General features: G+C 46.9%; 14 protein-coding genes. 5 read left to right on the top strand and 9 right to left on the bottom strand.

The window, feature by feature from the left end; translation table 11 throughout:
- Nucleotides 1–13 precede the first annotated feature (13 nt).
- The 4 genes from V3C10_10650 (at nt 14) to V3C10_10635 (ending at nt 3,401) form a co-directional block, all read left to right on the top strand.
- Nucleotides 14–1,021 (top strand): hypothetical protein, encoded by a 1,008-nt coding sequence (locus V3C10_10650; GenBank protein ID WVP64234.1) that lies wholly within the window; start codon nt 14–16, stop codon nt 1,019–1,021.
- 65 nt (nt 1,022–1,086) lie between these two features.
- Nucleotides 1,087–1,839 carry an MBL fold metallo-hydrolase gene (locus tag V3C10_10645; protein WVP64233.1) on the top strand — a complete coding sequence of 251 codons (753 nt, stop codon included), beginning with the start codon at nt 1,087–1,089 and terminating at the stop codon, nt 1,837–1,839.
- A complete protein-coding gene (locus tag V3C10_10640; protein WVP64232.1) occupies nt 1,836–2,606 on the top strand; it encodes an aldolase/citrate lyase family protein in 771 nt (256 codons plus the stop codon). Before V3C10_10645 ends, V3C10_10640 begins: the two co-directional genes overlap by 4 nt.
- 69 nt (nt 2,607–2,675) lie before the next feature.
- Nucleotides 2,676–3,401, top strand: a complete 726-nt coding sequence (locus tag V3C10_10635) for an RraA family protein (GenBank protein ID WVP64231.1) — start codon at nt 2,676–2,678, stop codon at nt 3,399–3,401.
- Nucleotides 3,402–3,801: 400 nt separating this feature from the next.
- Here V3C10_10635 and V3C10_10630 read toward each other — a convergent pair whose 3' ends face one another.
- The 5 genes from V3C10_10630 to V3C10_10610 all read right to left on the bottom strand — a co-directional run bounded on the left by V3C10_10630 (nt 3,802) and on the right by V3C10_10610 (nt 9,843).
- Nucleotides 3,802–5,679, bottom strand: a complete 1,878-nt coding sequence (locus V3C10_10630; GenBank protein WVP64230.1) for a TRAP transporter fused permease subunit — start codon at nt 5,677–5,679, stop codon at nt 3,802–3,804.
- Nucleotides 5,680–5,700: 21 nt separating this feature from the next.
- The gene (locus V3C10_10625) at nt 5,701–6,786 is read right to left on the bottom strand and encodes a TAXI family TRAP transporter solute-binding subunit (protein ID WVP64229.1); all 1,086 of its coding nucleotides are present in this window, start codon (nt 6,784–6,786) and stop codon (nt 5,701–5,703) included.
- A gap of 83 nt (nt 6,787–6,869) precedes the next feature.
- Complete coding sequence (locus V3C10_10620) at nt 6,870–7,586, bottom strand: aspartate/glutamate racemase family protein (GenBank protein ID WVP64228.1); 717 nt, start codon at nt 7,584–7,586, stop codon at nt 6,870–6,872.
- Nucleotides 7,587–7,627: 41 nt separating this feature from the next.
- On the bottom strand, nt 7,628–8,809 hold the full coding sequence (locus V3C10_10615) for a hypothetical protein (GenBank protein ID WVP64227.1): 1,182 nt from the start codon (nt 8,807–8,809) through the stop codon (nt 7,628–7,630).
- A gap of 17 nt (nt 8,810–8,826) precedes the next feature.
- Complete coding sequence (locus V3C10_10610; protein WVP64226.1) at nt 8,827–9,843, bottom strand: hypothetical protein; 1,017 nt, start codon at nt 9,841–9,843, stop codon at nt 8,827–8,829.
- A 595-nt stretch (nt 9,844–10,438) separates the two neighbouring features.
- Here V3C10_10610 and V3C10_10605 point away from each other — a divergent pair.
- Nucleotides 10,439–11,455, top strand: coding sequence for a GntR family transcriptional regulator (locus V3C10_10605; protein WVP64225.1), 1,017 nt, complete (start codon nt 10,439–10,441; stop codon nt 11,453–11,455).
- A gap of 68 nt (nt 11,456–11,523) precedes the next feature.
- Here V3C10_10605 and V3C10_10600 read toward each other — a convergent pair whose 3' ends face one another.
- The 4 genes from V3C10_10600 to V3C10_10585 all read right to left on the bottom strand — a co-directional run bounded on the left by V3C10_10600 (nt 11,524) and on the right by V3C10_10585 (nt 15,108).
- Nucleotides 11,524–12,123, bottom strand: coding sequence for a VanZ family protein (locus V3C10_10600; protein ID WVP64224.1), 600 nt, complete (start codon nt 12,121–12,123; stop codon nt 11,524–11,526).
- A gap of 225 nt (nt 12,124–12,348) precedes the next feature.
- Nucleotides 12,349–12,546 carry a hypothetical protein gene (locus tag V3C10_10595; GenBank protein ID WVP64223.1) on the bottom strand — a complete coding sequence of 66 codons (198 nt, stop codon included), beginning with the start codon at nt 12,544–12,546 and terminating at the stop codon, nt 12,349–12,351.
- Nucleotides 12,536–14,032: a hypothetical protein gene (locus V3C10_10590; GenBank protein WVP64222.1), complete on the bottom strand. Its 1,497-nt coding sequence runs from the start codon at nt 14,030–14,032 to the stop codon at nt 12,536–12,538. Before V3C10_10590 ends, V3C10_10595 begins: the two co-directional genes overlap by 11 nt.
- The gene (locus V3C10_10585; protein WVP64608.1) at nt 14,029–15,108 is read right to left on the bottom strand and encodes a radical SAM protein; all 1,080 of its coding nucleotides are present in this window, start codon (nt 15,106–15,108) and stop codon (nt 14,029–14,031) included. Before V3C10_10585 ends, V3C10_10590 begins: the two co-directional genes overlap by 4 nt.
- Between the last annotated feature and the right edge of the window lie 290 nt (nt 15,109–15,398).

Raw genomic sequence — 15,398 nt, 5'->3', positions numbered from 1 at the left:
GGAGGATGACAAAATGAAGACAATCCTGTGCAGCGGGACGCGCTCTCCTATAAAAGGGAATGAGATTGGAGAACTGGACTTTAAGTACGAGCTGGATTTTTCCTGGGCAAAATGGCCCGCCGGACTAGAAGGCACTCACACGCTAAACGGATGCTTTGACCGTGAGGGAAGACTGTATGTTGCAACCGAGAACAAGGAGCATCCGGTGATGATATTTTCCAGGAATGGAAATTACATAAGAAGCATCGGAAAAGGACTGTTCGAAAAAGCCCACAGTGTATTTTTAACTCCCCAGCATACGGTTCTGACGGCAGACACCAGCAAAAATTATCATGTAATACGGGAAATGACTCTCGACGGTGAATGGATCCGGGATTTCGGGACTCTGGGGCAGCCCGGGGACTCCGGCTATGATTTTAACTACCTGGAAACGTTGAAACGGACGGGGCAGGTTCCGGAAGACCCGGAGTGGAACCGGCGCGCCGAGGCCAATGCAAGGCTGGACAGCGTTAAAAAGCTGGGAACTCCCTTCTGCCGCCCCTGCGCCATGGTGATGAATGACAAAGGGGAATATTTTGCCGCCGACGGCTATGGCAATGATGCGGTCCACCGGTTTGGGAAGGACGGAAGCTATGAGCTCTCCTGGGGAGGACCAGGAAAAGAGCCGGGACAGTTCCGGCTGGTCCATGATATTAAAATCGATCCCCTGGGACGTGTCTGGGTATCGGACCGCGAGAATAAACGGGTCCAAATTTTTACTCAGGACGGGGAGCTGCTGGCAGTGATCTCCAAAGGCTTAATGCGTATAGGAGCCGTATGGATAAAGGGAGACTATGCCTATATCGGAGAGCTGGACGGCGGAATCACCATTTTAGACATGGAACTCAATGTGAAGGCGCAGCTCGGTTCTGCCGGGTCAGCGATCCACGCCCACGGTCTGACGGCTGATGCGGACGGAAACTTATATATCATGACAAACAAGAAAAATGCGACTAATATTCTCCGTCTGGTCAGAAAGTAGGCAGCGGGATTATAAAAGATTCCAGATTGCTGCGCGGAGAACATAATGAAAAAGAGGTGAGTACTATGGGTGTAAAATTTACATTTTTTGGCGCAATGTGCGTGCTTGTGGAGCGGAGCGATGGGAAGAAGCTGCTGTTTGATCCGTACATATCGGAAAATCCGCAGACACACGCTCTGCTGGAATCGTTCTATGATATCGACTATCTTTTTGTAACACATAACGCAGGAGATCATTTCGGCGACGCCGACGTGATTATGCAGAATGCGCCGGATGCTGTACTGTTCAGCGGAAAGGACGTGAACCGCCGCGTACAAAAGCTGGTAAAGCTCCCCAGAGAGCGGTACTTCGGAACCATCTATGGGGATCGGCGGCCGCTGGATGATACTACGGTTGTCCATACGGTAAATGCAATTCACCGGTCGAAGGAAACTACCGATGGAGTGGAGGCGTCTCATCCCGCATTCGGTTTTATCGTGGAGGTAGAACCTGGCGTGGTGTATTACCACGTGGGGGATACCTGTCTGTTCAGTGATATGAAAATGTACCGGGAGCTGTACCATCCGACAGTCATGACCATCGGCATTTCCAGCTTCAAGGCCCCCTATCCGCCCTGCGAGATGCCTCCGAGAGAGGCGGCCTATGCAGTCTCTTACATAGGACCGGAGGTTGTCATACCCGCCCATTATCCGGAGGGAAGCACAGCGCCGGAAGAATTCCGCCGGCACATGGAGACACTGGCGCCGCAGGTTACGATAAAAGGAGCCCTCGAAAAGCCCTTTCTCTACATTCCTTCCAGAATCGAGGATATCCTATGACGGCGGAACGCTCGATCCGCGCCCGCACCGGAAGGGGAGAATGCTGTTTTGGCCTGTCCATCGTACTCCCCTGCCCTTCCGTGATCGAGCTGGCAAAGCTTTCCGGCTATGATTTTGTCCGCATCGACTGGGAGCATGCGATGTTTGGCGCAGAAGAGCTGCGAACGCTTCTGACAACCGCAAGACTGCTGGATATACCCTGTCAGGTCCGGGTGCCGGATCTGACGGCAGTCACCTCCCTTCTCGGGCAGGAGCCGGCCGGAATCATGATTCCGCATATGGAGAGCGCTGCCGCTGCCAGAGAAGCCATCGATGCCTGCAGATTCGCGCCGATCGGCCGCCGCGGGATGGACGCCAATACCCGGCGGATGCGCTGCGGCGGAATGTCACGCAGGGAGTATATGGATTATTCTGAAAAAAGTCTGGATCTGATCGTACAGATCGAGAGCCGCCCCGCCATCGAGCATATCGATGAGATCCTGTCACTGGAGGGAATCAATATGGTCGCCACAGGCCGCGCAGATCTTTCACAGGAACTTGGCGTTCCCGGTCAAAAAGATCACCCGGATGTGATACGGGCGGAAAATGACATCATAAAGAAGGCGGTCCAATACGGTAAAATCCCGGCCATCGCAGCAGATTCCCCGGAGCGGGTACAACAGCTTTACGAGATGGGCGTGCGGTGTTTTCTCATCGGGAAGGATGAAAGGCTGCTTAGTAAGGCGATAGAACAAAATCTTTTGATAGGTGATTGCAAAATTCATTGACCGGAATTTATGCGGCTTTCAGAGTTTCGCAATCGCCAAAAATCTTTTAAAAATGAGAGGAGACTGGAAATGAATCTGGCAGGAAACAGAATATTTACACAAATAAACAGGCCGGACAAAAGGCTGGTAGAACTGTTTAAGGATATTCCTTCAAGCAATATTAACGATGAGATGGAGCGGCTCTATTGTATGCATGATTACATCCATCCGCTTAACGACGTTCCTCTTTTGGGAACCGCCTTCACCGTGAAAACCGCCATCGGTGATAACCTTTATATCCATGAGGCGCTGGATCGCGCTGAGCCGGGGGATGTTCTCGTCATTGACGGAGGCGGCGGGCGAAACCGCTCCCTTGCCGGTGAGATCATGCTGAAAATGGCGTATAGGAAGGGATTGGCCGGTGTGATCGTAGACGGCTGTCTGCGGGATCTGGACGGAATCCGAAATCTTCCCATGGCCGTGTACGCCAAAGGGATCACCCCCCAGGGACCGTATAAAAATGGTCCTGGAGAGATTAACGTCCCCGTCGCCTGTGGAGGCCAGGTGGTGTTCCCGGGAGACATTCTCGTAGGAGATGCCGACGGGATTGTCGTAATCCGTCCCCACGACGCAGAGGAACTTGCGAAGAGAGCAGCCGCAAGGAAGCATTCAGAAGAGAAGACTTTTGAGCTGATGGACACGGATTTTGAGGCATACCTGGAAAATCATAAGACGAATACGAGGAAAATGGGGGCAGGCAAAAAAATAGAGATCTATGATCAAATCTGCTCCGTTACGGCTCAAATTAACGGCTAACCTGCAGCAAAGACACAGAAAACATGACAAAACGGTTCTTTTTACCATAGGACTTGTCTTAATCTGTCTGGGTGCCGATAACGTCGTTCCCGGTCTCCCCTTCCCTTACCGGATTCGATATTCCTCTGGCAATCGCGGTCATGGCAATCCTGATCCTGCCGATTATCATTAGGAAGAAGACATACAGACTGCAGGAAGCATCACTTTTGTTTATTTATATGGCTTATTGTGTGGTGTCTTTTCAGTAAATGCGACATTTTTATGCACGAAAAAAGCTGCCCCGGCCAGTGACATCACTGACTGCGGCAGCTTTTTTTCGTGCATACTTAATACCCGTGCGTGTCTCCAGGATGATGACGTGCTCCAGCGCGTTGACGCGCCGCCTGGTCTTAAGTGAAAACTATGTGTCTTTTGGAGTTCTTTTCCTCTTTTGCGCTATGCGAATGGCACAGACGGCAAAAAGAATAATTCCAATTATATCTGTCGCAATTCCCGGCTTAATCATGCAGAATCCGGCTACCAGGCAGGTAATGCGCAGCCACGGTTCGAGCGGTACCAGAAACCAGCCCTTTAACCCTGCGGCAAAAGCCGTCACTCCAAGCAGAGCGGTAATGAATGCCTGCAGAATCAGGAGTGGACTTCCCATCATAAGAAGTTCCGGCGCGTAGAGGAACATAAAGGGGATTATGAATGTAATCAGTCCCAGCTTGCATGCCGCAAGTCCCGTTTTAATGAATGATGCTCCCGATATCTCGGCCCCTGCAAGGGATGCCGGCGCCACCGGAGGCGTAATCATGGATACCAGAGCAAAGTAAAATGCAAACATGTGGGAAGGCAGCATGGCAAAACCAAGCGCTTTAAGCGCCGGAACGGAAACAGCCGATACGATGATATAGGCTACGGTTGTAGGCACACTCATGCCGAGGATAATTGAAGCAATGCCCACTAAAACAGGCCCAATCCACTGACTCTGGCCTCCCAGTTTTGTCACAAAACCCACAAAATTAAGTCCCAGACCGGAATAAGAAACCACGCCCACCACAATCCCTGAGATCGCGCACGATACGGCAATCATTACCGTTCTTTTTCCGGACAGTTCCAGCGCCTTCAGTATCTTAGACGGAGTCAGCCTGGTTTCTCTGTCCAGCCAGCTGACAGCAACAACTGCCAGTATTGCATAGGCTCCGGCAAAAGCGGCACTCTTTCCCATCATCAGCAGCACAACCAGGACAATGAGCGGAACCAGAAAAAACATTCTTCGGTTTACGTCTTTCCACTTCGGAATTTCTTCCGGAGGCAGACCTTTTACCCCGCTGAGAGCCGATTCAAAATCCACCTGCAGAAACAGAGACAGATAGTAAAGCACCGCTGGAATCAGGGCCGCCAGCATAATTGTTGCGTAGGGAAGTCCTGTAAACTCTGCCATGACAAAGGCAGCAGCGCCCATAACCGGCGGGGCCAATTGCCCTCCCGTACTCGCCACCGCCTCCACCGCGCCTGCAAACTCGGGACGGTATCCCATCTTTTTCATCATCGGGATTGAAAAAGAACCGGTGGCATAGACATTGGCGACCGCGCTTCCTGAAATGGAACCAAACAGACTGCTGGTGATAATCGCAATCTTCGCCGGGCCTCCCCGCGTTTTCCCTGCCGCCGCCTTTCCCAGATCCATCAGAAAATCTCCGCCTCCGGCCATTTCAAAAAAGCTCCCGAAGATGATAAAAATGATAATCAGCGTAGAGCACACGGAAAGCGGCAGCCCAAAAATGCCGTCATACCCAAAACAGGTAAACTCCGCCATTGCCCTGAATGAAAAGCCCCTGTGTCTGAACGGCCCCGGCATGAACTGGCCAAACCTCCCATACAAAAGCGCAATGACGGCAATCGTCGGAAGGGCGATCCCCGTCGCCCTCCGCCCCGCTTCCAGAGTCAGTATGACAATAACAATGGAAATAATATACTTTGTATTATCAAAATCCGAGACAAGATAAATCCAGTTGCTGATCATTTCACGGTTTACCAAAAGATATCCCATGACGGAAAGCGCCGCCACCGCCAGGACACAATCCGCAACCGTGAAGATCTTTGCTTTGCACCCCGCTGCCGGACGGTAATAGAGCAGTCCGAGAACCAGGGCAAATAAGAGATGCAGCGGTCTCTGTACCGGTGCTTCAAAAATACCGAAATAACCGGTATATAAGAAGAGAGCTGCAAACAATATAGCAATGTATGTAATGACTTTATGATTCCTGTATTTCGGTTCATCATCTGCTCCCATTGTTACCGTCTCCTTTCTTCATCACTTTAGGTATCCGGCCTCTTTAAAGTATTTCTCCGCTCCCGGATGAAGCGGTCCCCCGACATTATTACATGCCTCTTCCGGTTTAAAGTTGGCGTGTGTGGTTCCCCAGCCTCTGATGATATCCGGTTTTTCACAAATCAGCTTCACAACATGGTAGGCGACGTCTTCCGGAAGATCTTTTCTGCAAAGCAGAATATTTGGTTCCCCTATGGCCCAGAATTCTTCCGAAGCAAACGAATAAGTGCCGGTTTTAACGAGGTTCTTGGAGTAGCCGTATTTTTCGACCAGTGTGTCCACCATCGCTTCATCCAGCGGCAGTACCTTTAAATCCACGCTTGTCGCCAGTTCCGTAATCGCCGGGACCATCGGCGCTATAATCCCGTCCGCATGGCCGTCTGAAATGAGCTGGCAGCCGTCGGTGTAACTTAGGTAAGACATACTGCCGCCCCAGGATTCAATGTCCTTCACCGTCATTCCGAACTCCGCCAGAATGCGTTCCGCCCCCAGCGACGGCGTGCTTGACTTTGAGGTTGTCACGAGACGGATGGGATACTTCTGGTCCGCAATATCTTTTATGGAATTGACAGGCAGGGATGACTTCACTATAAAAAGGCAGGTATCGCTTGTCCCTATCTCCGCCAGACATGACAGGTTTTCATAAGTTTTCCCCTCATAGGGCGCCGTCCCGGCCAGGGCCGAGCGGTATAAATGGGAAACCGTCGTGGAAATGTCCATCTCTCCTTTCTCGGTTAAATCAATATTTCCGATTCCGCCCCCCGGCATAACGGAAAATTTCATCCCGTCCATCACATTTTCACATTCAGAAGCCAGCTGGCCCGCAAGGCCATACCAGCCTCCGCCCTGGGGGCCGCCTCCGATCGTAAAACTTGTTTTGCCGGAATCAGCAGCCGATTCATCCGTCCTGTCCGCAGCCGTTTCATTTGTTTTTTCTTCCGCTGTCTCTTTGGATTCTTCAACAGCAGACTGGCCTGCCGTCTGTTTATCCGATGACGTGCTCTGGCATCCTGCCATACTTCCCAGACATACCGATGCAACCAATATGGTCAGAAATAATTTTTTCATATAGCTCCTCCTCTCAAAAAAGTCTCACAAAATACTGTCACTCACTGAAAACACCGTATCTTACAATCTGCCTATCTATCCCTCTACAATTCTACCGAGGAATGCAGCAAATCAATTAACCCCCGGATGTCGAAGACCGGCGTTCCCAGCTGTTCCCTGAGTAGACGGGAATACGGCGCCAGGTTCGTGCATTCCAATAAAAACAGACTGATTTCCGGCTCCCTCGCCTTTGCCTCCAGGCACAAATTGATTAACTCCTGCTCTACCAGCCCTGTATCCAGCTCATACGGCTGTGAGAACGACATAATCCCACGCATAAACTCCGGACATTTTTCCATGCTGAGTAAAACGCAGCGCCCACGCTGCTTCTCAGGAAGTCCGTTCAGATAATCATCGATTGCCTCCGTTCTGCTGCTGACTACTATGGCAGTCTTTTTACCGTCCCCTGTCATGTTCAGTAAAAGAGGCAGCAGCAAAATCGCGGATGAAACGACCGGAATCGTAAGCTTTTCACGAAGCTGCTCCTGATAGGGCACCAGAAGGCCGCAGCTTGTCGCAATACTTTTGCAGCCCCGTCTTTCCAACCTTCCGGCTGCTTCAAAAAGCTTGTGGAGAGCTTCCTCCGTCCCCTGTTTTGTCAAAGCCTCGGTTTCAGCCAACTCCACAATCTCGTATTGAACCGGATATGAAAAAGAACGGGCGTTGCCGGGATCACCGGGCGGCCTGGGAAACCGGCAATCCAGCATCACAATTCCGATATCCGCCCCATATATTGCCCGGCCGCCTTTTATAACCGCCATAAGTCTCCTCTCCTCCTTCGTTGATTTTGTGCAGTTTTGTGTTAATTGTCTGCCGCTGCTCCCTCCTCAAGAGCCATCTTCTGATAGGCGGCCTTCAGTTCTTTTGTCATCTCCGCACAGTTTTCCGGAGCGCATTCTTTCCATCCCAGTCCCAGGCTCTCCCTGAGCCAGTACTGCTCCGCCTCCGTAAATACGGCCGTCCCGTCTTCCTTTACATAATCGAGTCCGTCCTTTTTCATGCCCGCAGTATTCACTTCAAATGCCTCGGCAGTGCTTACGCCTTCCGGCAGCGCCAATTCCTGTCTGTCCCAGAAAAGACGGACCGGTGCACCTCCCGGTATTCCCAAAATTCCGGAACCGTGTCGTATGATTCCCTCATCGCACACAAGAGCATATGCCGTTTCCACCGCAGAGGCCGCCGTGATGGAAGCGTTGTTGCTGACCGGGGCATTCATTGTCTCGACGCCTGTCACATCCGTCGCATAATTGACGAAACCAAACCGTTCCTCTTCTGTAAAATCCTCCGTAATATCACGCTCTCCATAATAGAGCTTCAGGATAAAGGGTACTTCATGAGCCGGAAAACGACGGAGGGCGTGGTGGGCAATGAGACGGATTACAATTTTATTTGGTGCCACACCCAGTTCCTTAGCCACCCTCAGTGCAATTCCCTGGCTGGTCGAGTCAAGAGTCCCCGCTCCAATAGTCGGCGCAAGGCCACCAGGGTATAGAACAGGTCCGGCCAAATCCGGTGCCGAAAGATTGACTACCCTGCACCGGGGTGCCGCCTGATGTACCGCCTGCATCAGAGGATAGAGAACCACCATATCCTTGGGCAGGGTATGAGCAAATCCCGGTATCAGCCCCATTCTTTTCTGCCTCTTTTTCATAGCCGGAAAATAAGGATAAAGAGACATTCCTGTTGCGCAGTTAATGAGTAATTCCGGAGAAAGGAGTCTGAGTGTCTCAGCAGTCTCCTCGACATTTGACAGATCCATTCCAACCGGCTTTACAATAGAAGGGTATCCACGCATCAATGAACCCGTTTGTGCATTATAGCTGATTGTAGCAAGATTTGCCTGATTTCTGGCAACCACATAGATAGTATCCGCAATCCCCAGGCGGGCCGCAAAAAGAGCGGCATAAGAGCCCACTTCCCCTGTGGCTCCGGTAATCATCAGACTTTTTACCCTTTTTTTCATCACATCCTTATTGGCATCCATTCTCCATCCTCCTTTGGCTATTTTTTCTCAAACAGTTTCACCAGCGCCGGATGGACAAAAACACCGTCTCTCATCACCTCTACCCCATCATATTTTACGGTGGCTTTCGTCATCAGGCCGTCCGTATGCCCATTTGCACGTATTACGCCTCCAAAACACGGGAGATCGTTGGTACCGAAGCCAATGTCAAATACGCCATACATTCTCTCATTTAAAAACTTTAAGTCACTGAGCTGCCGGATGGCCGGATTGATACCGAAGCCATAATGACAGGTACGGTAAATATTGGAATCGTTACGGCCGGCAAACCATGACTCAAACTCTTTCGCCTGTGCCCCGCCGGAAAACCCTTCGATCCTTCCGTCCCTTATTTCCAGTGTGATCGGTTCCCTTAAGATTCCAACTGGATAGGCAAACGCGTCAAAAACCACCCGGCCGTTCCATGTTTCTTCCAGCGGAGCCTGCCCTACCACTCCGGCCGGTATATATGCCTCATCATGAGGATGTTCCGCCTTGCCCGGGTTTGTCTGAACCGGTCTGCCGCCCAGTTTCGCCCTGATGTCGGTGCCGCCTTCCGATGTGATATGTATCTCCTGTGAACTGCTGATAATTTCTTCGAGTGCAATGCAGATATTATCGGTCAATGTGAAATCGGCCTCATATATCATGTCATGCACCATCTCTTTCGTAGCGCTCATTGTTCCAAGAACCCTTGTCCCGCCGTTCAGCATATCGAGGCAGGTCTTTGTATAAAAATCGGCACTCTCATACGGTATTAAAGGTATCACAAGATCAGCCGATTTCATCGCCTCCCCTAAGTGGGCCGGCACATCAATATTCTGGACTCCCCGATAGGGTAAAACCGCCAGGACCGGAACCGCCCCCTTCTGCTGAGCCGCCTCAAACAGAGCATTGGCAAGCGCCATGTCCGACGGAGGTTCACATACAATTAGAACCTTTTCTCCGGCCCTCAGCCCTGCTCTTGAAAGATATTTGTGTGCCATCCGAAGCATGAGATCATGGGAATAATTCATATTCATTCCTTCCTTTCACCGATACCGCGCATATAACGACGTTTTCGCCTTATCATGCGCCATTTCCTGTTCCTTCTTCGTTTAATTCTTCTCTTCTTACATGTACTGCTTTTCATCTGTCTGTTACCGGCCGGGGTGACAAATTTTCTAAAAACTTCATGTTTGTCTCATTGTTTTCTGGTTATTTTCATAGTATCACAGTAGAAATTGGTTGTCAATAAAAGGTCTCTATTTTTATGTTCCAATATGCATATTTTTTTATTTTAAGACCATTATATCGCATTGTGGTATAATCCAATTTAACGTTTTTTGAAATTTTTTCCATATAATCATGCTGACAAACACTTTGAAACATGTTACAATAGAAAATATTAAGATACTTTCGGATTATTTATCCACGGATGAACCTGCATTCAATGGCCATTATCCGGCATAAATCTTTGGCATAAGTTTACTGCCTGATATTTAAACCTATCAGTAATTGAACGATAAATATTCGTTTGATAAATACTTCTGACGTCATCGTTTCCATTATAAAATAGCAACCATTCTATAACTGCCTGCAATATAATCTATAAAAAAGGAGAATTGAAATATGAGCTGTGCCATTTCTCTCACAATCGATAAATCACAAAAGTCCCCTGCCTATAAGCAGGTGGCTCAGCAAATCAGCGAACTGATCCGGACAGAACAGCTCCATCCCGGCGATCGGCTCCCTACGGAGCGCCAGTTAAGCCAGGATACGGGTATTGCCCGCGGCACGATTAAAGCCGCTTACGCCCTTCTGCTTGAATCGGGTAAAATTGAGACAAGACGCGGCAGCGGCTCCTTTGTCGCCTCCAAAATGTCGGCAAACTCGATTGAATTTATCCGCCGGGAGATCAGGAACATGTTGGAAAAAATCAGTGATCTGCAGATTCATCCCGATGATCTGCTCGGAATTTTCCAGGATGAATTAAAACGGCTCCCTCAAACCGCTGATCCGGTCAACATTGCACGGATTGACTGTTGCGACGAGTGCGTATGGGCTGCCAAGCGGCAGCTTCAGCCAATCGACGGAGTCGGCTTTGCAGGATATCTGCTAAACGATGTGGCGGCAACTCCCACACGCCTGTGGGACAGCTTCGAGCTTATCATCACTACCACCAATCACTTCCGGCTGCTTACCCAACTGCTGCCGGGCTGTCTGGAGAGACTGCAGCAGGTAACAATGGATCTTTCCAGGGATTCTGCCATCAGCATTGCCCAAATACCGGCCGGAAGCCGCGTCATTACGCTCTGTCGGAATCAGACCTTCAGTGACATCATGCAGGAACAGCTCCGTGACTTTGACAATCTGCCTTCGGTTCTCCATTTTACCGACGAAGATCACGATGAGACGATTAAGCGGCAACTGCAAAAGGCCGACTATGCAATTGTTTACGCCGACTATGCCGGAAGCGGACGCAAAGGAATCTGCCAGGCTTTGGAACGTTTTTCTGAAAATGGCGGGATTATTATACCTTTCGATTACCGCCTTGACCGCGGCTCGATACTGCATATTAAAGAATTGGTTGAGAAGTCCAGGGAGAGCTGTGGGGAAATGGACGGTAATACAAAAGAGAGCAGGTAAAAACTTGATTGTTTTAGTTTTTACCTGCTCTCTCTTTTCCGTTTATTCAATTATGTTAGCCTGATATCTTAAACGGAACGGCGGCTGAATAGAATACATGACAACAATTTGAAAATCAGCCATCCAGCCAGCGTCCCCAGTGTGTTCATTACCACATCGTCCAGCTGGCAATGGCCTCTCTGCGTCAGATACTGTGCTGTCTCCAGCGATACGCTTGCCAGAAAACCGCTTAGAATGCAAAGCCAGGCTCCGGCGCCTCTGCCAAACGGCCTGATGAGGACGGGCAGAAGAACTCCCCAGGGGATGAACATAATGACGTTTTCTATTACATAGGCATTGCCTTGCGGGCTGTGCCCCCAAGTACCGAACAGTTCCATATCGACGGAAGTCCTGGAACCGGGCGGACGGGAAAAGAATGCTTCCTGAAGAAGGACGGTCAGGTAAGCGGCAAAAAGAAACAGCACACAAATATGCAGGGCGATTTCACCTGCAGTTCTGTTCCGGCCGATACGCGGCTCCTTTTTAATCCATTTTATTATGAATAAAAGAAAGAATCCGGCAGCGGCCGCCGCCAGGCCGATGAGGACGGCCTGGGGCAGATAGCTTACCGGTTCTTTCATGTCCTGGAGCATATAGCCCCAGAGTTTCATTTTGTTTCGTATTGTCATATTTCTAATTTTTACCAGTCTGTTTGATTTTATTCATTTTGGCTGCGGCTCTTGTTGGGGAGCTTTGAATGTCCGAATTGGTTATTTTATTTATTATAGTGAACTGGGAGGACGGAGTCAATAAAAATAGTTTCTCTCTTTTGACAATATCTTTTTCAGTCTTTCTGCAATTCATTTTCTGTATCCTAATTTGAATGTATTAATCGAAAAAGCATCGTTGTACTTTTACCAGGAATCTCCCCAGGAATCATCATAGAGATCTGGCTCTCTGTTAAAAGCATCATAATAAGTCTTCTGATTATTAGAATTCTCATTGTTTCTCAATACAATTTCAAATAAAATATTTACACCATTGCAGTTTCTCCCCCTTTCTCTAATTAAATCAACTATTGAGGGAGTGCGGCACTCTATATCATTTTTCATTCTTATTAACTCCCTCCTGTATAAATTCTTCCATAAATAGGTATCTTATCGCTTTGTGCAAAATATACCTGCCATCCGAAGAAACATTTACCGTTGCCCCCTCGAAAGTAAATCCCCATTGCAGTTTTCCACCAATGCCGGGAGCTGTACCTATTCTCTTAAGCTGTCCAATACACCCGATTTTGAGTAAGTATTCGAACAATTCCTTAATAATATCGTCGTTCGAAAAGTTTTCCGGCAATTCTTCTTTAGCAATATCATAAAACTGGCTGCATTTAAAACCCTCCAAAAGTATCCAGTAGTGCGAGTTATTATCTCGGTCTGCCGGTACATCACATAGCTTTGTAAAGAGATTCAACATTATCCTTCGTGTTTTTTCTATGTCCTTATTCTGAAAAAATGCTAATAGTTCATCACATATATCATTTAAAAAATATTCTTTGGAATATATCTTCAGGACTTTTTTTAAATCGGACGTTCCTATCCGCTCTAACTTCTTAAAACCACCACTAGTACAAATGTTTAAAAATTCAATAAGATCCCTGGGCCTATATAATGTATAATCCATGAGAAAGTCCCAGAATGGTTTATTATTAACCTCTTTTTCCTTACTAATTGGATCATAATCATATATAGCTATATTTTTATCAAATATATGTTCTAATGTAATGCCATTTGCCTTTAATCTTTTGTCCAGCATTTCATATAAATCATCTTTTGTCCAACTCAATGTGGTTGACTTATCCAGTAAAATTTTTTGCGCTGCTCCTTTCATCACGATTTTATCGTTTCTTAACAGAACCACAAATTTTACATTCTTAATTCTATGCTCTCTGGGATAACTATTCAGCATTTCAATAAAAGAAGATAGCGCTTCCCTTTCTTCCGAAGTAAAAAGAAGCTCATCAAATTCGTCGAAAATGAATAAAATATTCTTGTCTGTTTCTATTGATATCAACTCAGTTATTAATTTTTCGCAAAGCACCTCAGGACTATCCTTTGATTTTTTTTCGTCTGGTCGAAAAGCCATCTTTATTCCGAGCGGAAGACTGGCTTCTCCTGAAATTCTGTTTAATATCCCCTTTAATCCGAGAGTATTTTGTTTCACTGCTACGTACGGCAATAATGCCTCTGGATCTTCAACGTAAATAAGACCGCAACCTATGAGCTCTTCACAAATTAAAAATGTTATTGCCATCTCCCAGTCGATAAGCCTTGGTATATTGACATTTAATAATTGCATCTTTCTTTTAATCATTTGATATCGTATGAAATATGCATCACCCCCGGCTTGAGCAATATCCTTCATCGCTTTCTGTGCAATAAAAGTCTTACCGTTACCTTTTCGTCCAAATAGAATCAATATTTCATCTTTCACCAAATCGATGCCTTTATCATAATAATATGTATCTATATCATAATTCTCTGTGCGAACTTCCTCATACCCGTCTGCCTTACCAAAATAATAATCATTCAGCATCTTCATTTGTCCCCCTTAAAAATTATCTCTCTTTTGATACCCCTGTAAACCTCCTCAACATGTTTATAAAATTTGATGTATGTCCTGCAAAAATAATTATTTTGCCCACTGTTTATATCATTCCTTCTGCATCCCCCTCCACATATATGATATACCGGACATTTTTCGCAGCGCACTTTGAGAATCCTCTTACAGCTTTCAGATATATCATGATAATGTTTACTGTCAACCACTTCTGCGATACTGTCCGTATTTAAATTTCCGATCAGTGAATCGCCGTTTTCCAGGGTCAGCTCATCACAAAAATAAACCATGCCGCTGCTGTCTATCGTCAAATATTTTCCACATCTTTCCCGGCAGGCATTAGAGCAGATTCGACATGTATTATTAAACAGCTTGCTGATTGCGTCATCAAACTCCCTGATTCGGATATTACATTTTGCATCATCTAAAATGTATAAATCAAATAGGTGAATTAAAAAATCACCCAATAACTCCGCATCGATCACCTCTTGATCCTCAGGATTGTAACAGTAGCGCAGGCAAAGATTGGTGATTCCCGCTTCCTTCCAAAAATTATAGAACTCCTCTTCATGTCCCAGGTGCTGCTGAGTAATAACACTCAAGATACCGTGTGATATTCTGTTATCTTTTAACTTTCTTATATTATTCAGTACTGCTTCCATAGAATTATCATTACCGTTTTTTCCATAATGCGCATTCATAAAAAGTGGCCCATCAAGGCTAATACCGACTTCAAAGTTATACTTTTTAAAAAGGTTAATCCATTTGTCTGATATAAGAAAACCATTTGTTTGTATCCTATTCACAATTTTTATATTATATTTTTCCTTACAAATCTCTTCAAAAGCCATAATTTCCCTGAAGTTTTGTAATCCCCATAGAAGCGGTTCACCACCGTGGAAAATGATTACAATAATTGGCCTGTCGTTCGATAAATTGTACTGGATTACTTTTGTAATATATGATTGTACCATTTCAACTGTCATCCTGTTTGGGCTGGGATGATTCGCATACCGGCAAAATCGGCATGTATAATTGCACGAATGGGTTAGCTTCAAAATTGGACTTATATAATCCGACAACTCTTACCACCCTCCTTCTTATGATTTTATCATTGTCAATGATACTCTGTTTCATCGCGAGATCTTATTGATAATTGTACCACATAAAAAGACTTTTGAGTGCGCAAAATCCCCCCTGTTTGTACGACCAAAATTATATTTTTGACTGTTTACATATCAATAGCTGGAAAACAATAATAAAATTATCTTAAAGGCACTTTAGAAGATAACAGCCTGATTCTAAACTGTTTCTAATAATACTTTTTACATTTAAAAGAGAGTATTGA

It is taken from the genome of [Clostridium] symbiosum (assembly GCA_036419695.1).
Lineage (GTDB): Bacteria > Bacillota > Clostridia > Lachnospirales > Lachnospiraceae > Otoolea > Otoolea symbiosa_A.
The sequence above is the reverse complement of the archived record's forward strand: the minus strand, read 5'-3'. Positions and strand labels throughout refer to the sequence as shown.

Coding starts and splice junctions, on each gene's coding strand:
- V3C10_10630 (WVP64230.1), bottom strand. CDS start 5,679: ATGGGAGCAGATGATGAACCGAAATACAGGAATCATAAAGTCATTACA.
- V3C10_10635 (WVP64231.1), top strand. CDS start 2,676: ATGAATCTGGCAGGAAACAGAATATTTACACAAATAAACAGGCCGGAC.
- V3C10_10625 (WVP64229.1), bottom strand. CDS start 6,786: ATGAAAAAATTATTTCTGACCATATTGGTTGCATCGGTATGTCTGGGA.
- V3C10_10615 (WVP64227.1), bottom strand. CDS start 8,809: ATGGATGCCAATAAGGATGTGATGAAAAAAAGGGTAAAAAGTCTGATG.
- V3C10_10600 (WVP64224.1), bottom strand. CDS start 12,123: ATGACAATACGAAACAAAATGAAACTCTGGGGCTATATGCTCCAGGAC.
- V3C10_10620 (WVP64228.1), bottom strand. CDS start 7,586: ATGGCGGTTATAAAAGGCGGCCGGGCAATATATGGGGCGGATATCGGA.
- V3C10_10605 (WVP64225.1), top strand. CDS start 10,439: ATGAGCTGTGCCATTTCTCTCACAATCGATAAATCACAAAAGTCCCCT.
- V3C10_10645 (WVP64233.1), top strand. CDS start 1,087: ATGGGTGTAAAATTTACATTTTTTGGCGCAATGTGCGTGCTTGTGGAG.
- V3C10_10590 (WVP64222.1), bottom strand. CDS start 14,032: ATGAAGATGCTGAATGATTATTATTTTGGTAAGGCAGACGGGTATGAG.
- V3C10_10640 (WVP64232.1), top strand. CDS start 1,836: ATGACGGCGGAACGCTCGATCCGCGCCCGCACCGGAAGGGGAGAATGC.
- V3C10_10610 (WVP64226.1), bottom strand. CDS start 9,843: ATGAATTATTCCCATGATCTCATGCTTCGGATGGCACACAAATATCTT.
- V3C10_10595 (WVP64223.1), bottom strand. CDS start 12,546: ATGAAAAATGATATAGAGTGCCGCACTCCCTCAATAGTTGATTTAATT.
- V3C10_10650 (WVP64234.1), top strand. CDS start 14: ATGAAGACAATCCTGTGCAGCGGGACGCGCTCTCCTATAAAAGGGAAT.